Here is a 21,407-nt window from a genome sequence, read left to right as displayed (position 1 = left end):
ACTGCCGCCCTATATGATTCTTCGGGGGGATTAAGAACGGCTCTAAGAAATCAAGTTTAGGATGCAGTGGCATAAATTAACGCCTCCATATGAGATGGTTTGGCATGTAGCCTAGCGGTAGCCAAGTAGTCTTGCAGTTCGGTGTTCCATCCTCTATCAATATCTTTGGCAACTAAGTCGGCGAATTGAGACCAATAGAGGGCTTGAGAGTTAATTTGATCTTTTCGAGTTGAGTTTTCTACCGCCTGGTTGATCGAGATCAGCGCGGTCAATATTCCAGTGTCAACCGAAATCAAGACGCGGTCGGTTTGTCCTGCATCAGCTTTTTTCTGAGTGCTTCGTTGTGACTGTGCCAAATATTCTGGATTTTGTAGGTGCTCTGGTAAATCTCTAAATGCGTGGTTTTCCAAAAAGGTATGAAGTTCTTCCATTGAAGCGAATTTGGCTGCAAGAAGAATGTTAGGACTATTTTTCATGGCTTCGCAAATTATTCCTCGCTGAAACACCCGGATCCACCGCGTTTGGAAAAATGCCAGTATCGCATCAGGAAGGTATTTGCTCAGCAGGTGTGAGTCGTATTTCGAATGTCCTAAAGCTTTTGCCATCTCAGTCAAGCTTTGAGTCTCGAGATATTTAGCAACGCCACATGACGCTCTGAATGTTGTCAATGAGACCCTGACTATAAAGTCACTTAGTTTCTCTTTGCTCCAAGCGCAATGCTGTGAAAATTCAGTGATAAGCGCTTCCAAATGTTTTGGCTTAAGTGTAGTCCTCCAGCGTGGCGGATTACACTTGGAAGGATATGAAACGGCTTTGAAAGAATGCAGGAATAGGTAGCGCCAGTTATCATCCCCGGCAGCTTTCAGCTCATCTCTCAAAGGTTGAGTTATTGCGATTACCTGACGGACGAGCACTGCTTGCCGGGGTGTAAGTTTGATTCGCTGTTGCGATTTGGCGCCGCCTTTACGATCCTTGTACCCTGTAAGTAGGTAACCGTTGTCCTCTTTAATGAAGCCGAACTCTCTGCCGTTTTTATCATATAGCTCGAAGTCCGAAAAAAATGACTCCCCTAGGCATGGGTGTCCCGCTATAAGCTGTAACTGAAATGAAATAAAATCGTTAGGGCGCGGCAGGGCTAAGTGCGTCGCGACCTCTTGCTTTTTTACTCTCTCACCAAATTTACGCTGAAAATCTTTCCGGATGTACGCCAAGCCATGCTCGTCGAATGTCGCGCACAGATCAGCTATCCCAATATCTTCGATGGTTCGTGCACCGGGGCGGTATTGCGTATTGCTTGTTCCAGTTTTAGCAAGCTGATCCCTCTTCAACTGGGCTCGTCGCAGTAGGTAGGTTTTACGCTTTGCCCATTTCAATACCAAGGAAATATCTTCATGGATTCTTTTGAATAAGATCTCAATGGCTTCTGAGTCCTTAATCTGTAGCGGGATTGGGGTGATTAGTTTTTCGTGGACTAACTCGCCGTCCGTGCCTTGGCGTAAATGACTGTGCGTTCCATGAATTCGCTTTGAAGCTGGCTTTGGTAATGTGCCCGCAAAAGGCTTTGCCCACGTTCCTGGAATTAGGAATGCTTCCTCTATTGATAAAATAAAAGTGGCGTAGTTTTTTATTGTGCCTGGAATGTTTAAGTCATTTTCTGCCGCTTTTGTAAAGCGTTTAATCATGAATGCGATGAAGCATTTATTTATCTTGATTGGATTCGTGAACGTTTCGACTGGCCATTGATCCGCCTCATCGCTTATGAAAGCTATAAACGCAATCATTTCGCTAACATTGGGTCGTACTTTTTTCTCGGAGTGCTGCCGGTAGCTCTTGTAGACCTGCTCGGCGAACTCTTGGCCATGCGATAGCCAAATTAAAGAAATGGGCAGATACCTAGTGAATCCTTTTGCGTCCACTATTGACCAACCATTCCAGTAGCGCACAGCAACTGGGTCGAGCTCTAATTTTGCGTGTTCCCATTCCTTGGTGTTGGCTCCTGGCAACCGCTCATCTTTGCCTAGGAGTGGAATGAGCGGTACATGGGTGCGCATAACATCAATGAGATCGTTGAACTCTTTCGCATAGGCCGTGCGCGTCAGCCTGCTGCCAGCGAGGAATGATTCGTCCGCCAGAGCACCAATGAAGCTCTTGATCACCACGCCAAAGGCTGGTGTTGACAGGCTTAAGTAGGTGACAGCAGTTCCCGTCACGTGGCAATAGGCCTCGAAGAGCTTGATCAATGATTGTTTATAGTTTGTGCGTTGGCATTGCTCAAAGCATAGGTGCATCAGCTTCAAGACTTCTGGGGGAAGGAAGGTGAAAGGATAGTTAGCCATAGCATTAGCGTTTTTGATGATTGTCAAACCTTTTTTCCTTCGTTCGCTTCGGTCAAGCCCAGTGAATGCGGTAATGCTGCACGCGTTGACAACCTTAAGCAAGTGGCAAAAACCTGGAGCGCAGCCTCGACGCGGACCTGGCATTGGCCCTGAGCCTGAATGGCCGGGAGCTGTTTCGCGACGACCAGCCGCTGAAAATCCTTTTGATGTCTGCAACGCTTGAAGGCGAACGCCTGGCCGGGTTGCTCGATGACGCGCCGATCCTGCGCAGTGAAGGCCGTATGTACCCGGTGGCGATGCGCTGGGGTCGGCCGTTCCAGCCCGGCGAATTCATCGAGCCGCGCCTGGTGCAGACGATTCTCGAAGCTTTGAATGATGAGACCGGCAGCGTGCTGGTGTTCCTGCCGGGGCAGGCGGAAATCCGTCGCGTGCATCAGCAATTGGCGGATGCGTTGGGCGAGAGCACACAGGTGTTGCTCTGCCCGTTGCACGGTGAGCTGGACCTCGCCGCCCAACGAGCGGCAATCGATCCGGCACCGGCGGGCAAGCGCAAAGTGGTGCTGGCGACCAACATCGCCGAGACCAGCCTGACCATTGACGGCGTGCGTGTGGTGATTGATGCCGGGCTGGCGCGGGTGCCGCGTTTCGATCCCGGCAGCGGCATGACCAGGCTCGATACCCAACGAATTTCAAAAGCCAGTGCCACTCAACGTGCCGGCCGGGCAGGGCGCCTGGAGCCGGGCGTGTGTTATCGGTTGTGGTCGCAGGATCAGCACGAGCAATTGGCAGCCTATGCCAGCGCGGAGATTCTCTCGGCCGACCTTGCCGGTCTGGCCTTGCAGCTCGGGCGCTGGGGCGTGACACCGACGCAATTGGTGTGGCTCGACGTGCCGCCCGCCGCCGCTTATGCACAGGCTCAGGATCTGCTTGATCGTCTGGGCGCATTGGACGGCGACGCGCTGACCCGTCACGGTCAGGCCATGGCCGAATTGCCGGCGCATCCGCGCATCGCCCATTTGTTGTTGCGCGGTCAGGCGCTCGGTTTGGCCGACATGGCCTGCGATGTTGCGGCATTGCTCGGTGAGCGGGACATCTTGCGTGGCGCCGGAGCGGATCTGCACAGCCGATTGGTGCTGTTGTCCGGCGAAGAGCGTGCGGCTCGCGGTGCTCAGGGTGGCGTGCAACGTGCCCGGCAACTGGCGCGGCAGTATCGCGGTTACCTGCGTGGCAAAGCGACGGAACCGGTCAGCGATCCGGATCATCCACGCTGGCTCGGCGCCCTGTTGGCGTTGGCCTATCCAGACCGTGTCGCCCAGCAACGCCGCGCCGGTGGCGCTGAATATCGCCTGGCCAACGGCCGTGCGGCGTTGTTCGCTGAAGCAGACAGTCTGATGAAGCAAGCGTGGTTGGTGATTGCGGATCTGGGCAGTCGTCAGGGGCAGCGCGAGGAACGGATTTATCTGGCGGCGGATTTTGATCCGGCGCTGTTCGATTCCGTACTGGCCGAGCAAGTGCGCGTGGTCGATCAACTGGATTGGGATGAGCGCGAAGGTGTGTTGCGCGCCGAGCGTCAGCGCAAGGTTGGTGAATTGATCCTCAGCCGTGAGCCGCTGACCGGCCTCGACGAAACAGCGCGCAGCCAGGCGCTGGTCAATCTGGTACGCCGCAAGGGGCTGGAGTTGTTGCCGTGGACCCCGGAGCTGCGTCAGTGGCAGGCGCGCGTGGCATTGCTGCGACAGCTGGACCTCGGCAGTAAGGGTGAAAGTGAATGGCCGGATGTCAGCGATACCGCACTGCTCAAAAACCTTGAGCACTGGCTGATGCCGTACCTGGGCAAAGTCTCGCGCCTCAGTCATTTCGCCAATCTGGACCTGTCGAGCATCGTCCATAACTTGCTGCCTTGGCCGCTGCCGCAACGGCTGGATGAACAGGCGCCGCATCACCTGAGTGTGCCGTCGGGTTCTTCGATTCGTCTGGACTACAGCGAACAGCCGCCGATTCTGGCGGTGCGTTTACAGGAGCTGTTCGGCCTGTCCGATACCCCGCGCATTGCCGGGGGCCGGCAAGTGGTGAAGCTGCATCTGCTGTCCCCGGCGCGGCGGCCGGTGCAGGTGACTCAGGACTTGGCGAACTTCTGGCGCAGTACCTACGCCGAGGTGAAGAAGGATTTGAAGGGACGGTATCCGAAGCATTATTGGCCGGATGATCCGTTGGTGGCGGAAGCCACCGCTCGGATCAAACCCCGCAAGTAACTCTTGGGGTAGAACACAAAAACTGTGGCGAGGGAGCTTGCTCCCGTTGGGCCACGAAGCGGCCCCATAATCGGCCGCCGGAATGTGTCAGATACACTGCATGCAATGGAGATGCGACTGCTGCGCACTCGAACGGGAGCAAGCTCCCTCGCCACAGGGTTTCACTTGGCTCATGTGCCTGCCCCGGCCTTGGCAGTGAGTTGCTCCCGGCAATAATCGGCAAACAACTGCGCCGGTTTGGTCAGTTGCCCGCGCTTCAACCATGCCGCCACCAATCCCGAACCAGTGACCTCTTCGACGATATCCACGCACACCACTTTCTTCCCGTCGTAAGTGCATTCCGAATGCGGCCGCGTCACCAGGATCGAGAAGCCGAACCCTTGCCCGACCATCCCCCGCACCATCTCGATCGACGGTGAGCTGAAGGCGATGTTCGGTGACAGGTTCAGTTCTTCGAACAGGCTGACGAAGTAGGTCCGGCTCGGTTGCACGTCCAGCAGAATCATCGGTTCCAGGCACAGATCACGTAGCGACACTTGCTTGAGCTGGGCGAAGCGATGGTCCGCCGGCAGCAACGCATATGGCCGTTGCGCCGGCATCAGCGGTTCGGTCTGAATGGTGGCGTCGAGCTCGTGCTCATACAGGATCGCCAGGTCGAAGGTGCCCGACGTCAGGCCTTGCACCAGCTCTTGCTGCTCGCCGTCGCGGATGCGGATTTTCACCCCCGGATACAGCGCCGAAAACCCGGCAATCAGTTGCGGCAGGTACAGCGGTGCGACCGTTTCGAAGCAGCCGATATCGATTTGCCCGGCCACCACGTCGTTGTCGGCGAGGGCGTTCTGTTCGAACTCCTTGGCCATGCGCAGCAGTTCCTGGGCTTTGCGATAGAAGCGTGCGCCGCTTGGTGTCAGGGACACGCCCTGAGCGTGATGGCGGATCAGCAGTTGCACGCCGAAGCTGTCTTCCAGGCCTTTGATCGCCGTGGAGATCGCCGGTTGGGCGATGTACAGCTTGCGCGAGGCCTCGGCGACGCTGCCGCATTCGACGGTGGTGATGAAGTATTTCAATTGACGCAGGTTGTAGGCAGCCACGGCAAACCTCGGGGTGGATGGACTCGACATCCAGGCAATTTTCGCGCCGACTGCATCCGTTCTGACGACGGTGTTGTTGTGCCTGAACAATAACCACATACCGCGCCACCGGGGAGATTGGCTGCCCAGTTTTTTCATGGTCTGCGAAGACATTTTTACTATTTTTACTGGACTCGGGCCTGGGCCACCATTCAGACACAAGAAAAGCCCATGGAGCATCTGAACGTGTTCGAGCTTGCATATTGGCAAAACAAAGTCGCCGCGCTGCGGTTTCCCGACCAGGCCCTGATCGACGGCAAACCCCGTTCGGCGCAGTCGGGTCAGACCTTCACAGCAATCGACCCCGCCACAGGCCAGCGTCTGGCGAACGTGAGCGCTTGCGGTGATGAAGAGGTGGACGCGGCGGTACGCAATGCGCGGCGGGTATTCGAGGCCGGCACCTGGTCGGCGCGTTCGCCGAGCGAGCGCAAGCATATGTTGCTGCGTCTGGCGGAACTGATCATGACCCACCGCGAAGAACTGGCGCTGCTCGACTCGCTGAACATGGGCAAGCCGGTGATGGACGCCTACAACATCGACGTGCCGGGCGCCGCCGGGGTGTTTCGCTGGTACGCCGAAAGCCTCGACAAACTCTACGACCAGATCGCCCCCAGTGCGCAAAACGTGCTGGCGACCATCACCCGCGAAGCACTGGGTGTGGTCGCTGCGGTGGTGCCGTGGAATTTCCCGCTGGACATGGCCGCGTGGAAACTCGCGCCAGCCTTGGCCGCAGGCAATTCGGTGATCCTCAAGCCCGCCGAGCAATCACCGTTCTCCGCCCTGCGTCTGGCTGAGCTTGCATTGGAAGCCGGTCTACCACCGGGCGTGCTCAACGTGCTGCCGGGCCTCGGCGAGCAGACCGGCAAAGCCCTCGGTCTGCACCCGGATGTCGATTGCCTGGTGTTCACCGGCTCCACCGAAGTCGGCAAGTATTTCATGCAGTATTCGGCGCAATCGAACCTGAAACAGGTGTGGCTGGAGTGCGGCGGCAAGAGCGCCAATCTGGTGTTCGCCGATTGCCAGGACCTGGACCTGGCCGCCGAGAAAGCCGCGTTCGGCATCTTCTTCAATCAGGGTGAAGTCTGCTCGGCCAACTCACGCTTGCTGGTGCAGCGTTCGATTCATGATGCGTTCGTCGAGCGCCTGAAAGTGCAGGCCGAGCGCTGGCAGCCGGGTGATCCGCTGGACCCGTCGAGCAGCGCCGGGGCAATCGTCGACAGCCGTCAGACCGCGCGCATCATGAAGTTCATCCAACAGGCCGAACGCCTGGGCGCGACCAGGGTTTGCGGGGGCAGGCAGTCGATCTTCAACGGCTCCGACAACTTCATTCAGCCGACGATTTTTACCGGCGTGAGCCCGGACATGCCGCTGTTTCGCGAGGAAGTGTTCGGCCCGGTGCTGGCGGTCACGGCGTTCGACGACGAGGCCCACGCCTTGCAACTGGCCAACGACAGCGTCTACGGCCTGGCGGCTTCGCTGTGGACCGACGACCTCAACCGCGCCCACCGTGTGGCGCGGCAATTGCGAGCGGGCACGGTGTCGGTCAACAGCGTCGATGCACTGGACGTGACCGTGCCTTTTGGCGGCGGCAAACAGTCCGGATTCGGTCGCGACCTGTCGCTGCACTCATTCGATAAATACACCCAGTTGAAGACCACCTGGTTTCAGCTGCGCGCATAACAGCCGCTCATAACAAAACGGAGAACTGGCGATGACCACACCACGTGAAACCCGCGACTACCAGGCCGCCGACGCAGCGCACCACATCCACGCATTCGTCGATCAAAAAGCGCTCAATGACGAAGGGCCGCGGGTGATGGTCCGCGGCGAGCGCCTGCACCTGTGGGACAACGATGGTCGGCGTTACCTCGACGGCATGTCCGGGTTGTGGTGCACCAACCTCGGTTACGGCCGCAAGGATCTGGCGGCTGCGGCGACCCGGCAGCTCGAGCAGTTGCCGTACTACAACATGTTTTTCCACACCACCCACCCGCAGGTGATCGAGCTCTCGGAGCTGCTGTTCAGCCTGTTGCCGGGGCACTACAGCCACGCGATCTACACCAACTCCGGTTCCGAAGCCAACGAGGTGCTGATCCGCACTGTGCGGCGTTACTGGACGATCCTCGGCAAGCCCGAGAAGAAAATCATGATCGGTCGCTGGAACGGTTACCACGGCTCGACCCTGGCGGCGACGGCGCTCGGCGGCATGAAGTTCATGCATGAAATGGGCGGCATGATCCCCGATATCGAACACATCGACGAGCCGTACTTTTTCGCTCACGAGGGCAATCTGACCCCGGCCGAATTCGGCGTGCGGGCGGCGCAGCAACTGGAAGCGAAGATTCTCGAGCTGGGCGCCGATAAGGTCGCCGGGTTTATCGCCGAACCGTTCCAGGGCGCCGGCGGGATGATCTTCCCGCCTGAGAGTTACTGGCCGGAAATTCAGCGGATCTGCCGCAAGTATGACGTGCTGTTGTGCGCCGACGAAGTGATCGGCGGCTTCGGTCGTACCGGCGAATGGTTCGCTCACGAGCACTTCGGTTTCGAGCCGGACACGCTGTCGATCGCCAAGGGTTTGACCTCCGGTTACATCCCCATGGGCGGGTTGATTCTGTCGAAGAAAATGGCCCGGGTGTTGGTGGAGCAGGGCGGGGTATTTGCCCACGGTTTGACTTACTCCGGGCACCCGGTGGCGGCGGCGGTGGCGATTGCCAACCTCACGGCGTTGCGCGATGAGGGCGTGGTGACGCGGGTCAAGGATGACATCGGGCCGTACCTGCAACAGTGCCTGCGCGAGGTGTTCGGCAATCACCCGTTGGTGGGCGATATTCAGGGTGTCGGCATGGTCGCGGCGTTGCAATTGGCCGAGGACAAAAGCAGTCGCAAGCGTTTTGCCAATGAGAACGACATTGCCTGGCGTTGCCGCACGATTGGCTTTGAGGAAGGGGTGATTATTCGTTCGACGCTGGGGCGGATGATCATGGCGCCGGCGTTGATTGCCAGCCGGGAGGAGATTGATGAGCTGGTGGGCAAGACCTTGAAAGCAGTCGATCGTACTGCTCAGGAATACGGCCGGCTTTGATCTTGTAGCGCTCTTTTGATCCTCTTCGCGGGCAAGCCTCGCTCCTGCAGGTTATGTGTCGTGCCCAATTCCGCGGCCGACATAAACCCTGCAGGAGCGAGGCTTGCCCGCGAATGCTGTGGTCGATTCAACACTCATTTCATGTTTTGCACCTCCCCCGTGCATCCCCGCCAACCCCGCCCTTTTACGGCGCGCGCTACCCAGTTTTTTCATCACTCCCAACGACATATTTCCTGATTTTCCTTATCCCGCCCCTGGTCCAACATCGACTTCGCCAGTCAGCCGAATGCTGACCATCGAAAGGTCCATCAGAGACCACCGGTGGCAACTGATCCAAGGCCACTGGCCGTACTGCCCATGACAAAACTAAATCAACAGCTTTGGGAGTGCTCCATGATCAAGTCCTTGCTTAACCGCGTCGCTCATCCACTGGCGATCACCGCCATCGCCGCCACGGTCGCCACCAGCGCCCAGGCCGGCACCCTGTCCATCGGCCACACCACGTGGGTCGGCTACGGCACGCTCTACCTGGCCCAGGATCTGGGCTACTTCAAGGAAGGCGGTTTGACCGTCGAATTGCCCGTCGTTGAAGAAGCTTCGATGTACATGGCCGCCCAGGCTTCGGGCGAGTTGTCGGGCTCGGCGTCGACCATCGACGAAGTGCTCAAGTACCGCCCGCAATTCTGCTTCAAGGCCGTCGCCGCACTCGATGACAGCCATGGTGGCGACGGTGTTCTGGTGGGCAAGGACGTCAAGAGTTTGCAGGAGCTCAAAGGCAAGGCAGTGGCGGTGAACGAAGGGTCGACCTCGCAGTTCTGGCTGTCGTACCTGCTGAAAAAACACGGCATGAGCATGAGCGACATCACCGTGCAGAACATGACGGCCGATGACGCTGCCACCGCGTTCATCGCCGGCCGTGTGCCGGCCGCCGTGACCTGGGAGCCGCACCTGTCGATGGTCCGCAACAAGCAACAAGGCAAAGTGCTGATCGACAGCAGCAGCACGCCGGGAGTGATTGTCGACGTGGTCGCGCTCAACTGCACGGTCATCGAGAAGCAACCGGAAGACGTCAAGGCCTTGGTTGCCGGTCTCTACAAAGCGGTGCAGTACACCAAGGACCATCCGAAGGAAGCTTACAAAATCATGGCCAAAGGCGTCGGCGGTTACCTCGCCGATCCGAAGGAACTGGAAGCCGCCGCGCAAGGCGTGCGCTTCTACGATCAGGCCATGAGCGAAAAACTCTTGGGGTCTCCGGGCAAGCCGGGCGACAGCGAGCCACTGATCAAACTGGCCAACGAAACCGCCAGCGAATTGCAGGGCAAGCCCTACAACGTCAGCAATGACGACCTGATCGACAACCGCTTCGTCAGCCCGCTGTAGGAGGTCCGCATGTTCAAGCGCAATTCATGGCTGAGCCGCTGCATCACGCCCAAGACCGGCCTCCCGGTGCAGGTGATCTGGAGCGCGAGCGGGCTGGCCTGGGTGTTGTTGATCGGCCTGTGGGCCGGGTTGTCCTACGGCGGCGTGGTGCCAGGCATGTTCCTGCCGACACCGGGGGCGGTGGCCGAAGCCGCCGTGCGCCTGAGCCGCGACGGCACCCTTGGCCTGCATGTGTGGGCCAGCCTCGAAGTGGTGATGGTCGGCTTCATTGTCTCGTCGCTGGTGGCGGTGCCGTTGGGGTTGCTGATGGGCAGCTTCCGCATCGTCCAGGCGTTCCTTGAGCCGATGGTCAATTTCATCCGCTACCTACCGGTGACCTCGTTCGTGCCGCTGTTCATTCTGTGGATCGGCATCGGTCTGGAACAGCGGGTGTCGGTGATCATCTTCGGCGTGTTTTTCCAGCAACTGGTGATGATCGCCGACGTGTCCAAGGGCATCTCCAAGGACCTGATCAACGCGTCGTACACCTTGGGTTCGACCCGCCGCGATGCGGTACTGCATGTGATTGCCCCGGCGTCGTTGCCGGGTGTGCTCGACACGTTGCGCGTGACCATGGGCTGGGCCTGGACCTATCTGGTGGTCGCCGAGCTGGTCGCCGCGTCCAGTGGCCTGGGTTACTTGAGCCTGAAAGCCATGCGCGGTTTTCAAGTGGACGTGATTTTCCTCGCCATCGCAATCATCGGCCTGCTGGGTCTGGTCACCGATCAACTGTTCCGTTTTCTCCGTCTGAGGATTGCCGCATGGGCTCAGTAAGCGCCGTCAACCCGCGTTTCATCACACCCACGGCCGCCCCGGTGCAAGCCGCACCACGGCTGCAGGTGGACAAGGTCAGCCTGCGTTATCAGAAACCTGATGGCGGCATGTTCACCGCGCTGGAGCAGGTGTCGTTCGAAGTGCCGGATCAACAATTCGCCGTGCTGGTCGGGCCGTCTGGCTGTGGCAAGTCGAGTCTGCTGTACCTCACGGCCGGCCTGAACGAGCCCACGGAAGGCGAGATTTATGTCGGCGGCCAGCAAGTGCAGGGGCCGGGTGCGGATCGGGGTATGGTGTTCCAGAGCTACACGCTGTTCCCGTGGCTGACCGTGCGGCAGAACGTCGAGTTCGGCCTCAAGCGGCGCGGCATGGCGGCCGCTCAGCGCAAGGAGATCGTCGATTACTACGTCAATGAAGTGGGGCTGACCGGGTTCGCCGATAACTACGCCAAGCAGTTGTCCGGCGGCATGATGCAGCGTGTGGCGATTGCCCGGGCCTTGGCCAATGACCCGCAAATCCTCTTGATGGACGAACCCTTCGGCGCGCTCGACAGCCAGACGCGCCTGCAAATGCAGCAGTTGTTATTGCGGGTCTGGGGCAACAGCAAGAAGACCGTGCTGTTCGTGACCCACGATATCGATGAGGCGATTCTGTTGGGGGATCGGGTGTACGTGATGGGCGCCAGGCCCGGGCGGATCAAGCAGATCCTGGACGTGCCGATCGAACGCCCGCGTAACCTGGACATGGTCATGGAGCGCTCGTTCATCGACATGAAACGCAAGATCTTCGGGCTGTTGCATGACGATCTGGAAGAGGTTCATTGAGCCGATTTACCGTCATGCCCAAATCCCCTCTGGGAGCGTTGATCCGGCTCTATGGGGCCGCAGGCAGGAGGAACCGCGCAATCACCGGCAAATGATCGGAGATCCGCAAGGTATCGTCCTGCCTCACCATCGCCTCGACCCGTTTGATCCGCGGGCTGTAGAACAGGTAATCAACCGTCCGGTCCGGGCCATTCAAGCCTGGATCATTCGGGTAGTGGGTCAGCCACCGCGCCCGGTCGATCCCGCTGGCTTCGTTGTTGGTCGGGATCATCGGGTATTTGTCCCACAGCACATGCAAGGCACTGTCGACGGAGTAGGGCGTGCGTTGTTCGTCGGGCAGGCGTCGATACTGACCCAGCGGCAACAGGTTGAAGTCGCCACCGATCAACCACGGGGTGCCATGGCTTTCATATTTGTCGAGCACCTTGGCCACGGCGGTCACTTGGGCCAGCAGGGTTTCATCAGGTTGGATGACGCGGTCCAGATGAGTATTGAGCACCGCAATCTGCCCACCGCCGCCCAATGGCAGGTAAGTCGCCAGCAAGGCGTTTTTCGGTGTGAACTGACGGCTGATGAAGTTGGCCGACGCGACCGGCAATTGCAGGCGTTCGGCGTGTTCGATCTGGTATCGGCTGAGGGTTGCCAGTTGTCGGCCGACACTGCCGAAGATGTGCGGCAGCGGCACAAAGTCAGCTTTCCAGTCGAAGGCATGAGCGCTGCACGGATAAAGGTCGGCGACCCGCTCCTGAAGCAACTTGAACTGGTTTTGATAATCGCTGGCCTTGGCGCCGTCATCCAGCTCCTGCAACAGCACAATGTCCGGTTGCTCGTCACGAATGACCCGTGCCACCTCATCGAGGCTGAAGGCCATGTCTTCGGCGGTGGGGCTCTCGTCGTCGCCTTTGGCCAGGTCATTCCAGAACACGTAGCGCTTGCCCGCCAGGTACTGGACGTTCCAGGTCATGACTTTCAGGGCCTGGCCGGGGACCAGCGTGGGCGCCTGAGCGCTGCAGCCGACCGGTGCTGCTTCTTTGGCACCGGGACGCCAGGTCAGGTTGTAAATCAGCAAGGCAATCAGGCCCGCCGCGATCAGCAGGCCCAGCAGGGTGTAGCGCAGTAGACGGGTCATGGCTCGGCTTATAGCGTTACAAAAGATGAGCCCGAGCATAACCGAGCGTCGGGCTTAAGCCCATGGGTCATAGCGGCCCGTCAATTTTCTCGGGCGCATCGGCAATCAGCATGAACAGGCGGAACAGAACCACGCTGGTGAACAATTGCAGGAAGCTGTGCGCGCTGTCGATCAGCAGCGAAATCACCGGGTTCTGCGGATCCGGGTAAATCGCAAGGGTCGCGCCCTTGAGCACCCACAACGGGCCCATCACACACAGAATGCACACCAGGATGCGCAGGAAATGGCCGCGGGTCAGACGCAGGCTTTCCTTCATCGCCGCCAACGGGGCCAGGCCGCGCAGCACCAACAGATACTCGCCGAACGCCAGGGTCACCATCAGCCAGATGCCCGGCAGGAAATACAGCGACAGGCCGATCAGGATCAGCAAGGTGTTGAGGGCGGTGAGCAGGGCGAAGCGCGGCCACAGATAGGCCGACCTCGACAGCAACTCGCGGGTGCTCGGTGATTCGCCACGGCTGCGGGCATCGAGAAACAGGATCAGTGCGGCGGTGTACAGCGGATAGACCAGCAAGCCGACCATCACGCTGATGCCGGGGAAACTGTCCGGCTCGGTGGAGCGATCCACCACTTGTTGCAGCAGCGCCTCGAAAATCACCAGCGGCAGGCACAGGCGCACGATCTGGCCCAGATTGCGCTTGAAGAAATACAGAGAGTCACGCAGTACATCGAACGAATTCATCAGTCGGTATCGCAGGTTGAAAGCAGTGGCCCACTTTAACCGATGAAGCCCTTTGGGGCGCAAACGTAAACGTTCGGTAAAGGTCATTGAAACAACTTGTTTCAGCCTCCATTAAGGTCGAGCACCTTATCCTCTTTGGTAAAGGTCAACGATTTCTCCGGCAATCTACGAGGTCGCCATGAACAGCGAAGAACAAACCCTGATCGATGGACTGTTTTCCCGGTTGCAACAAGCCGAAACGGACTCAGCCCCGCGTGACGCCCAGGCTGAAGCGCGGATCAAGGAGCACCTGACTCGCCAACCGGCGGCAGGTTATTTCATGACCCAGGCGATTCTGGTTCAGGAAGCGGCCATCAAAAGCCTCGACGCGCAGAACAAGCAACTCGCTCAGCAAGTTCAGCAATTGCAGGCCGAACTGCAATCGGCCAAGGCTCAGCCGTCGGCGCCTGCCAGCGGTGGTTTCCTGTCGAGCATTTTCGGTGGCGGTTCCCGTGATCCGCAGCCTGCACCGACGCAAAGCGCGCCGTCCTCCAATGGTGGATGGCGTGAGCAGGGGCGGCCGTCGTTCAATTCGCAGCCGCCACAGCAACAGAACTTCGGTGCTGCACCGCCACAGCAGAATTACGCGCCGCAGCAGCAAGCCCCCGGGATTGGCAGTGGTTTCCTTGGCGGCGCACTGAAAACCGCCGCCGGTGTGGCCGGTGGCGTGATGCTGGCGCAAGGCATCAGCAGCCTGTTCCACAGCAATCAGCAACCGCAGGAAGTCGTCGAAGTCATCAAGGAAGAACCGGCTCAGGTCAATGATCAGAGCGACAGCGGCAACGGCTGGGGCAACGACGAGCGCGTGGCTGACAACAACGCCAACGATCAGGGAGGCTTCACCGACGCCGACTACAGCGATGACAGCTCATCGTTCTTTGGCGGCGACGACGATTCCTTCGTCTGATTCAACGTTACAGGTGTAACACTGAACCCGTGGTGCGGGAGCTTGCTCCCGCTGGGCTGCGCAGCAGTCCTTCTTTGGGGCCGCTGCGCGACCCAGCGGGAGCAAGCTCCCTCGCCACAGGTTGCCATTCGTCCGAGGCTCCAAGAGGCTTCGGGCCGATTATTCGCGGAACAATCCTTCAGGCTGGCATACTGGGCCACTTTTCGGGCCTGGTGCCTGACCCAGCCTGCGCGCGACTGCGCCAAAGAGGATGCACGGTGAAAAAAATCGCAGTGTTCGCCGACGTTCAAAACCTCTATTACACCGTGCGTCAGGCCTATGGTTGCCACTTCAACTACGCCGCGCTGTGGGCTGATATCAGCAAACAGGGCGAGATCGTCGAGGCCTATGCCTATGCGATCGATCGCGGCGACAGCAAGCAGCAGCAATTCCAGCAGATCCTGCGCAACCTCGGCTTCATCGTGAAGCTCAAGCCCTACATCCAGCGCAGCGACGGCTCGGCCAAAGGCGACTGGGACGTGGGCATCACCCTCGACATCATGGACGCCGCCGATCATGTCGACGAAGTGGTGCTGGCTTCCGGCGACGGTGATTTCGACATGCTGCTGGAGCGCATCATCACCAAGCACGGGGTGCAAGCCGTGGCTTACGGCGTGCCGGGCCTGACGGCCAACTCGCTGATCCGCGCCGCCAGCCGTTACGTGCCGATCGAAGGCGCGTTGCTGCTCAAGAATTGATTTTTACGGAGTTGAAACAGGTTTGGAACGCATAGCAGTCATCGACTTTGAAACCACCGGGATCTCCCCGAGCAGCAGCTGCCGGGCCACGGAAATTGCCGTGGTGATCCTTGAACAGGGGCGCATCGTCGAGCGTTACCAGAGCCTGATGAACGCCGGCGTGCGCGTGCCCGCGTTCATCGAGCAACTGACCGGCATCAGCAACGCCATGCTGCGCACCGCGCCCTCGGCAGAGCAGGTGATGAACGAGGTCAACGAATTCGTCGGGATCACTCCGCTGCTGGCCCACAACGCCGCGTTCGACCAGAAGTTCTGGGACTTCGAACTCAGCCGCATCAAGCGCACCCGCTTGCAGAACTTCGCCTGCTCGCTGCTACTGGCCCGCCGCCTGATGCCCGCCGCGCCGAACCACAAACTCGGCACCCTCACCACCTTCGCCAGCCTGCCCAACACCGGCAAGGCCCACCGGGCCATGGCCGATGCCGAAATGGCAGCCAACCTCACGGCGCACCTGGCGCAAGAGCTGCGGCACAAGCACGGGTTGCGCGAGTTGTCCCATGATTTGCTGGTCAGCTTGCAGAAAGTGCCGGCGGCGAAGATCAACGAACACCTCAAGCGCCATCGCGGGTTCTGAAAGCACTGCAAATCCCCTGTGGGAGCGAGCCTGCTCGCGATAGCGATTTATCATTCAACGTTGATGTCGACTGATACTCCGCTATCGCGAGCAGGCTCGGTCCTACATTGGTTCTGCTGCAGCTCTTTGATTACGCAGGTTTCGCGAAATCTCGGCTACTTACCCTGCTCACGGGCATAAAACCTGTTGTCTTCTTGAAATTCATCGTATGCACGAAGTTCTTCATCGAATCTGATGGATCGATGCTCTGCATATTCAGTCTGAATAGCGTCTCACGCGAGATCGCTACGCTCAGGATTGGTTGTTCTTCCAGATGGCCGGTTGCAGAATTGAGCAATGTATCGATGGCTGTAACGATGACAAGATCGTCCGGCAGAATGCTCAACAACTCCTGTCCGACCCGCAAAACGCAGCTACACACGTAGTCCTGCAGCAGTTCATTGAATTTACTGGTCGGCATTTTTTTAGCGGAAAGCTTGCCGCTCTGTAGTAGTGATTTTATTTCTTGAGGGATTACTTTTTCGCCGTGAACCGAGAGCGTGCATTCAAGAATGCCGTCGCCAGCGATAGAGACGACTATAGCGGTGCCGAGATGCGAAATATCAGTAAAAGGGTCTATCCGCTTGATGGCTTCAATTTTGGACGGGCCGTTACCATTCAGTATTCCTTGAGCAAGCTCGAACTCTTCTTTCCAATCGTTATTTTTTGATTCCCATTCTGTCAACTCTTGGTCCAGCTGCTGTTTGTCTTTGATTACTGCGGTTTGAACGGCCTCTGCCAACTTACGGCGCTTTTTGGTCTCCAGCTTCAACGAGCGAGCGATGAAGCCAGGTTTGTAGCTTGTTTCGTTCTTTCTGGCTTGGTTTTCTAAGGTGTTGAGCGCGACGGGTTTGAGTGGTGCAGGTCGTTGCACGAACTCGTTCCAATCGATGTCCTCTCCAGAGTCCTTATGCATCGATAACAGCAATTCGATGTGATTTTCATAGACTTCAACTTCGTAGGCTGCTTGCTCACGAGCCTCCATCTTTGCGTATTCTTTTTCCTGCACTTGAAGCTCACGTTGACGACGCTTCGAGTTACGCTCAGCCCGTCGAGCTGACGCTTGCATCGAGCGCAGAGTTCCTTTCCATGTCATCTCAGAGATCCTCTCATTCAAATTGCTTTTTGTTTTCGGGGGAGAGCGCCTGGCCGTCACTCAAACGACAGTATCTGTTGCTTTTCCTGGCGTCCATCGTGTGATGGCAGTTTCGCGTTTGAACAGTGAGTTGATGTGTTTAACGACGCCTCCGGTTTGATGATCGGTCCTACCGAATAATAGGGAATGTCTGTCTTGCCCCTCATCTGTGGCATCGATAACCTTTTGACTGTCGCTGCCAATTCAGCGACCGGGTCTGCAAGCCCGCCGACAGTTTGTTATGAGACCACCGGCGCACCTATAATCGCGTCGCTTTAATGAGCGACCATCGATTTATGGTAGCTGTGTGCGGGAGACCTTCGGGTCTGCCGGGGTGGTCTCCTACTCGGTCTTGCAGACCCGCGCATAGCTGCCACCCATCATCTGCAAGTGATGCTGGCAGCTCCGACTTTCTCAGGAGATTCGCCATGATCAAAGTTACCCCCAATCCCCCCGAAGACTCTGCGCAATCAGCTACGAGCGCAGCTCACCTCATCCCCAAAACATTCATCCGTCATCACATCCAGCTGCGAGCCCTGTTGCTGCATGCAGAGGCTTGGTTCTGTGCTCGCGATATCGGGCGGCTGATGGGGGTGGAGCTAAACGGACGGCAAGCGCTCAAGCTTGATTTGGATCAGCGGCAAGTGATGCGACTGTCTGGAAACGATGGCTCGCAAGAGACACTGATGCTTAGCGAGTCCGGCGTGTACGCGATGCTGGTCTATCACTACTGCCCGGAAAACCGCCATTTACGACGTTGGCTGACCCACGACGTGGTGCCGATGTTGCGGGAGGAAGTCGGGTCCATTTCGAATCAAGCGCCGCATATGCGGGCGATGGAATGGGCGGGAGGAACGCTGCGGCTGCTGCATTGGCGCAAAGAACCTTGGGTGCGCCTGCGGGATATGCCGGGCTTGTTGCCTGCAAGTTACTGCGGCATCTGACAGATCGCTTCGCGGGCAAGTCGAATCGTCGCACCGCCGCTCCCACAGGAATCAGGTGACATCCGTGGGGGTGGGGTTGTGGACAGGCTCACCGGGCCATGGCCGATGCTGAAATGGCGGCCAACCTGACGTCGCACCTGGCCTTAAGCGTCATCGCGGGTTCTAAGTACGCTGCAAATCCCCTGTGGGAGTGAGCCTGCTCGCGATAGCGATTTATCATTCAACGTTGATGTCGACTGATACTCCGCTATCGCGAGCAGGCTCGGTCCTACAGGGACTGCGCCGTTTTCAGACTTTGCTGTTGCCTTCCAGTTGCCCCAGCGGCACGCGCTTCTCTATCGCGCTCGACAGCACAATCGAGGTCTTGCTGAACCCGAACTTGGCGATCCGGTTGATCAGCTCTTCCAGCTCCGGCATCGAACCCACCGCAGCCTGCATGATCACGCACGGATCACCCGTGACCCGGTGGCATTCAGTTAGCTGTGGGATTTTGATCAGGTCGTCGTAGGCTTTTTGATTTCCATGCTGGTTCAAACGCAACTCGATCACGCACTGGATCGGCAGCCCAAGCTTGGCCATGTCGACTTTCGCCTGGTAACCGGTAATCACCCCGCTGGCTTCGAGTTTGGCCACGCGCTCGGCCACGGCCGGGGCGGACAGGTTGACCTTGCGCGCCAGGTCGGCGTAGGACGCACGGCCGTTTTCCAGCAGGGCGCTGAGCAGCATGCGGTCGTATTTATCCATCGTCGTATACCTGAAAAATGACTGACTTTCGAAAACACGGCTTATAGCGTCAATCTCCGTGTTTTGAAAAGTGTACCGGCGCTATAAACAGGTTTTGTAACTTATTTTAAGCCGCTGGCCTTTCTAGAATAGCCGTTCACATTGTCCTGTCATCGAGCTGCCCATGCCTGGCTTACGTCGTTTCCCCTTACCGTTGATCGCCGCCTTTTTCGCGTTGTACGTGATTTGGGGCTCGACTTACCTGGTGATCCGCATCGGTGTGGCGTACTGGCCGCCGTTGCTGCTCGCCGGCATCCGTTTCGTGATCGCCGGGAGTTTGATGTACGCCTTCCTGCGCTGGCGCGGGGCACCGGCCCCGACCTGGGCGCAGTGGAAAGCCGCCGGGATCATCGGAATTTTGCTGCTGACGTGCGGTAACGGCGCGGTCAGTGTGGCCGAACACACGGGTGTCGCTTCCGGTGTTGCGGCACTGGCGGTGGCGACGGTGCCGCTGTTTACCTTGCTCTGCGGCTATTTCTGGGGCGCGCGCAATACCCGTCTCGAATGGGCCGGCATTGTGCTCGGGCTGATCGGCATCGCCATGCTCAACCTCGGTTCAAACCTGCAATCGAGCCCGCTGGGTGCGGCGTTGCTGGTGTTTGCGGCCGCGTCCTGGGCGTTCGGCTCGGTCTGGAGCAAACAATTGCCATTGCCTCAGGGCGCCATGGCCAGTGCCGTGGAAATGCTGGTGGGCGGCGTGGCATTGCTGATCGGCAGCGCGCTGAGCGGCGAGCATCTGCAGGCGATGCCGCCGATCGAAGGCTGGGCAGCCCTGGCCTACCTGACCTTCTTCGGTTCGATCATCGCCTTCAACGCTTACATGTACCTGTTGAAAAACGTGCGTCCGGCGGCGGCGACCAGTTATGCCTACGTCAACCCGGCGGTCGCGGTGTTGCTGGGGATCGTATTTGCCGGGGAGACCATTGGTATCGAAGAAGCGCTGGCCATGTTGGTGATTATCAGTGCCGTGGTGTTGATCGGATTGCCGCAGTGGCGTCGGGCACCGGAACGACCTGCTGCTGTGGTGCAGACAGAATCGAGTGTGAATTAGGGTAAACTGCGCGCCATTGCATCTTGTTTTGCACACTTGTTTTGAAAAACCCGCGCTGAATTTTCCTACGGTAATCCCATGACTTTCGCCACCCTTGGCCTGATCGAACCCTTGCTGCGCTCTCTCGAGACGCTCGGCTACCAGACCCCGACGCCGGTTCAGGCGCAAGCCATTCCGGCGGTGCTGGCCGGTCGCGACCTGATGGCCGCCGCCCAGACCGGCACTGGCAAGACCGCCGGCTTCGCGCTGCCGCTCCTGCAATTGTTGGCCATGGAAGGGCCGAAAGTGGCGTCTAACTCGGTGCGCGCACTGATCCTGGTGCCGACCCGCGAACTGGCCGAACAGGTTCACGAAGCCGTGCGTCAGTACGCCGAGAACCTGCCGTTGAGCACTTATGCCGTGTACGGCGGCGTCAGCATCAACCCGCAAATGATGAAGCTGCGCAAGGGTGTTGACGTGCTGGTGGCGACGCCGGGTCGTTTGCTCGATCTGTATCGCCAGAAGGCTCTCAAGTTCAATCAGCTGCAAACCCTGATTCTGGACGAAGCCGATCGCATGCTTGATCTGGGTTTCTCCGAGGAGCTGGGGAATATCTACCGCGTGCTGCCCAAGCAACGTCAGACGCTGCTGTTCTCCGCAACGTTCTCCGACGCGATCCGCTTGCTGGCTGGACAAATGCTCAACGATCCGCTGAGCATCGAAGTCAGCCCGCGCAACGTCGCTGCCAGCACCGTCAAGCAGTGGGTCGTGGTGGTGGACAAGAAGCGCAAGCCTGAACTGTTCGTTCACTTGATGCGCAAGGGCAAGTGGAAGCAGGTGCTGGTGTTCGCCAAGACCCGCAATGGTGTGGACGCGCTGGTGGAAAAACTCCAGGGCCTGGGCATCAATGCCGACGGCATCCACGGCGACAAACCGCAGGCAACCCGTCAGCGTGCGCTGGACCGGTTCAAGGCCAGTGAAGTGCAGATTCTTGTGGCCACCGACGTTGCGGCCCGTGGTCTGGATATCGAAGATTTGCCATTGGTGGTCAACTTCGACCTGCCGATCGTGGCGGAGGACTATATCCACCGGATCGGTCGTACCGGTCGCGCGGGTGCAAGCGGGCAGGCCATTTCGCTGGTGTGTGCCGATGAAGTGAATCTGCTGTCGGCCATCGAGACGTTGACCCGTCAGACATTGCCGCGGCAGATGGAACATGACTTCGAACCTGAGCACCGGGTGCCGGATACCGACGCCAGCGGTCAGGTCGTCAAGAAGCCGAAAAAACCGAAGAAGCCGAAGACCTCCGGTGGCGGTAAACGTAATCTGGGTAAGTGGGTCGAGAGTGGGGATGCTTCGGCGCCGGAGCCTTCGATCAAGCCTGTGCGCAAAGTGCCGGTGTTTAACACTGGGCCGCGTAAGCGTAAGCCTTAAAAAGCTTCGGCGTCTGTCAGGACGCCTTCGCGAGCAG

Annotated in this window: 17 protein-coding genes and 1 pseudogene; 12 read left to right on the top strand and 6 right to left on the bottom strand. The window is 58.6% G+C overall.

Going from position 1 to position 21,407, the window contains the following annotated elements; translation table 11 throughout:
- Positions 1–56: 56 nt before the first annotated feature.
- Positions 57–2,363 carry a hypothetical protein gene (locus HP062_RS16425; RefSeq protein ID WP_172791682.1) on the bottom strand — a complete coding sequence of 769 codons (2,307 nt, stop codon included), beginning with the start codon at positions 2,361–2,363 and terminating at the stop codon, positions 57–59.
- An 89-nt stretch (positions 2,364–2,452) separates the two neighbouring features.
- Between HP062_RS16425 and hrpB the strand changes: the two are divergent.
- Positions 2,453–4,588: pseudogene (gene hrpB, locus HP062_RS16420) on the top strand (ATP-dependent helicase HrpB); the annotation flags it as partial.
- A gap of 170 nt (positions 4,589–4,758) precedes the next feature.
- Here the strand turns inward: hrpB and HP062_RS16415 are convergent.
- Positions 4,759–5,679: a LysR substrate-binding domain-containing protein gene (locus tag HP062_RS16415; RefSeq protein ID WP_172792587.1), complete on the bottom strand. Its 921-nt coding sequence runs from the start codon at positions 5,677–5,679 to the stop codon at positions 4,759–4,761.
- A 225-nt stretch (positions 5,680–5,904) separates the two neighbouring features.
- Here HP062_RS16415 and HP062_RS16410 point away from each other — a divergent pair, with 225 nt between their 5' ends.
- The 5 genes from HP062_RS16410 to HP062_RS16390 all read left to right on the top strand — a co-directional run bounded on the left by HP062_RS16410 (position 5,905) and on the right by HP062_RS16390 (position 11,817).
- The gene (locus HP062_RS16410; RefSeq protein WP_172792586.1) at positions 5,905–7,398 is read left to right on the top strand and encodes an aldehyde dehydrogenase; all 1,494 of its coding nucleotides are present in this window, start codon (positions 5,905–5,907) and stop codon (positions 7,396–7,398) included.
- 31 nt (positions 7,399–7,429) lie between these two features.
- On the top strand, positions 7,430–8,800 hold the full coding sequence (locus HP062_RS16405; RefSeq protein ID WP_010467400.1) for an aspartate aminotransferase family protein: 1,371 nt from the start codon (positions 7,430–7,432) through the stop codon (positions 8,798–8,800).
- 393 nt (positions 8,801–9,193) lie between these two features.
- Entirely contained in the window at positions 9,194–10,180 is a 987-nt protein-coding gene (locus tag HP062_RS16400; RefSeq protein WP_010467401.1) for an ABC transporter substrate-binding protein, read from the top strand.
- 9 nt (positions 10,181–10,189) lie between these two features.
- Positions 10,190–10,993 (top strand): ABC transporter permease, encoded by an 804-nt coding sequence (locus HP062_RS16395; protein ID WP_010467403.1) that lies wholly within the window; start codon positions 10,190–10,192, stop codon positions 10,991–10,993.
- Positions 10,981–11,817 (top strand): ABC transporter ATP-binding protein, encoded by an 837-nt coding sequence (locus tag HP062_RS16390; protein WP_010467405.1) that lies wholly within the window; start codon positions 10,981–10,983, stop codon positions 11,815–11,817. Before HP062_RS16395 ends, HP062_RS16390 begins: the two co-directional genes overlap by 13 nt.
- A gap of 49 nt (positions 11,818–11,866) precedes the next feature.
- On the opposite strand, the gene HP062_RS16385 is transcribed toward HP062_RS16390, so the two are convergent.
- Positions 11,867–12,946 (bottom strand): endonuclease/exonuclease/phosphatase family protein, encoded by a 1,080-nt coding sequence (locus tag HP062_RS16385; RefSeq protein WP_172791681.1) that lies wholly within the window; start codon positions 12,944–12,946, stop codon positions 11,867–11,869.
- Between the two features lie 67 nt (positions 12,947–13,013).
- Entirely contained in the window at positions 13,014–13,688 is a 675-nt protein-coding gene (locus tag HP062_RS16380) for a YciC family protein (protein ID WP_077749934.1), read from the bottom strand.
- 178 nt (positions 13,689–13,866) lie between these two features.
- Between HP062_RS16380 and HP062_RS16375 the strand changes: the two genes are divergently transcribed.
- From HP062_RS16375 to HP062_RS16365, 3 genes are all read left to right on the top strand, one after another.
- The gene (locus HP062_RS16375) at positions 13,867–14,634 is read left to right on the top strand and encodes a DUF2076 domain-containing protein (RefSeq protein ID WP_083375696.1); all 768 of its coding nucleotides are present in this window, start codon (positions 13,867–13,869) and stop codon (positions 14,632–14,634) included.
- A 257-nt stretch (positions 14,635–14,891) separates the two neighbouring features.
- Positions 14,892–15,371, top strand: coding sequence for an NYN domain-containing protein (locus HP062_RS16370; RefSeq protein WP_010467410.1), 480 nt, complete (start codon positions 14,892–14,894; stop codon positions 15,369–15,371).
- 22 nt (positions 15,372–15,393) lie between these two features.
- On the top strand, positions 15,394–16,005 hold the full coding sequence (locus HP062_RS16365; protein ID WP_077749914.1) for a PolC-type DNA polymerase III: 612 nt from the start codon (positions 15,394–15,396) through the stop codon (positions 16,003–16,005).
- A gap of 130 nt (positions 16,006–16,135) precedes the next feature.
- Here the strand turns inward: HP062_RS16365 and HP062_RS16360 are convergent, their stop codons facing one another.
- Positions 16,136–17,140 (bottom strand): hypothetical protein, encoded by a 1,005-nt coding sequence (locus tag HP062_RS16360; RefSeq protein WP_083375698.1) that lies wholly within the window; start codon positions 17,138–17,140, stop codon positions 16,136–16,138.
- Between the two features lie 467 nt (positions 17,141–17,607).
- On the opposite strand from HP062_RS16360, the gene HP062_RS16355 reads away from it, so the two are divergent.
- Positions 17,608–18,123 (top strand): Bro-N domain-containing protein, encoded by a 516-nt coding sequence (locus tag HP062_RS16355; protein WP_172791680.1) that lies wholly within the window; start codon positions 17,608–17,610, stop codon positions 18,121–18,123.
- A gap of 288 nt (positions 18,124–18,411) precedes the next feature.
- Here HP062_RS16355 and HP062_RS16350 read toward each other — a convergent pair whose 3' ends face one another.
- Positions 18,412–18,867 (bottom strand): Lrp/AsnC family transcriptional regulator, encoded by a 456-nt coding sequence (locus HP062_RS16350; protein ID WP_010467415.1) that lies wholly within the window; start codon positions 18,865–18,867, stop codon positions 18,412–18,414.
- A gap of 163 nt (positions 18,868–19,030) precedes the next feature.
- On the opposite strand from HP062_RS16350, the gene yedA reads away from it, so the two are divergent.
- Together yedA and HP062_RS16340 are read left to right on the top strand one after the other, a co-directional pair.
- Positions 19,031–19,957, top strand: a complete 927-nt coding sequence (gene yedA / locus HP062_RS16345) for a drug/metabolite exporter YedA (RefSeq protein WP_010467417.1) — start codon at positions 19,031–19,033, stop codon at positions 19,955–19,957.
- A gap of 78 nt (positions 19,958–20,035) precedes the next feature.
- A complete protein-coding gene (locus HP062_RS16340; protein ID WP_010467419.1) occupies positions 20,036–21,370 on the top strand; it encodes a DEAD/DEAH box helicase in 1,335 nt (444 codons plus the stop codon).
- The last annotated feature ends 37 nt before the right edge of the window (positions 21,371–21,407 follow it).

Origin of the sequence: Pseudomonas sp. B14-6 (genome assembly GCF_013260315.1) — a bacterium.
Taxonomy (GTDB): domain Bacteria; phylum Pseudomonadota; class Gammaproteobacteria; order Pseudomonadales; family Pseudomonadaceae; genus Aquipseudomonas; species Aquipseudomonas mandelii.
This window is presented reverse-complemented; position numbering and strand designations above follow the sequence as displayed.

Bases quoted from the DNA above. Each gene is read 5' to 3' on its own strand.
- HP062_RS16405 (WP_010467400.1), top strand. From the start codon at position 7,430: ATGACCACACCACGTGAAACCCGCGACTACCAGGCCGCCGACGCAGCG.
- HP062_RS16400 (WP_010467401.1), top strand. From the start codon at position 9,194: ATGATCAAGTCCTTGCTTAACCGCGTCGCTCATCCACTGGCGATCACC.
- HP062_RS16395 (WP_010467403.1), top strand. From the start codon at position 10,190: ATGTTCAAGCGCAATTCATGGCTGAGCCGCTGCATCACGCCCAAGACC.
- HP062_RS16390 (WP_010467405.1), top strand. From the start codon at position 10,981: ATGGGCTCAGTAAGCGCCGTCAACCCGCGTTTCATCACACCCACGGCC.
- HP062_RS16385 (WP_172791681.1), bottom strand. From the start codon at position 12,946: ATGACCCGTCTACTGCGCTACACCCTGCTGGGCCTGCTGATCGCGGCG.
- HP062_RS16380 (WP_077749934.1), bottom strand. From the start codon at position 13,688: ATGAATTCGTTCGATGTACTGCGTGACTCTCTGTATTTCTTCAAGCGC.
- HP062_RS16375 (WP_083375696.1), top strand. From the start codon at position 13,867: ATGAACAGCGAAGAACAAACCCTGATCGATGGACTGTTTTCCCGGTTG.
- HP062_RS16360 (WP_083375698.1), bottom strand. From the start codon at position 17,140: ATGACATGGAAAGGAACTCTGCGCTCGATGCAAGCGTCAGCTCGACGG.
- HP062_RS16355 (WP_172791680.1), top strand. From the start codon at position 17,608: ATGATCAAAGTTACCCCCAATCCCCCCGAAGACTCTGCGCAATCAGCT.
- HP062_RS16350 (WP_010467415.1), bottom strand. From the start codon at position 18,867: ATGGATAAATACGACCGCATGCTGCTCAGCGCCCTGCTGGAAAACGGC.
- yedA (WP_010467417.1), top strand. From the start codon at position 19,031: ATGCCTGGCTTACGTCGTTTCCCCTTACCGTTGATCGCCGCCTTTTTC.
- HP062_RS16340 (WP_010467419.1), top strand. From the start codon at position 20,036: ATGACTTTCGCCACCCTTGGCCTGATCGAACCCTTGCTGCGCTCTCTC.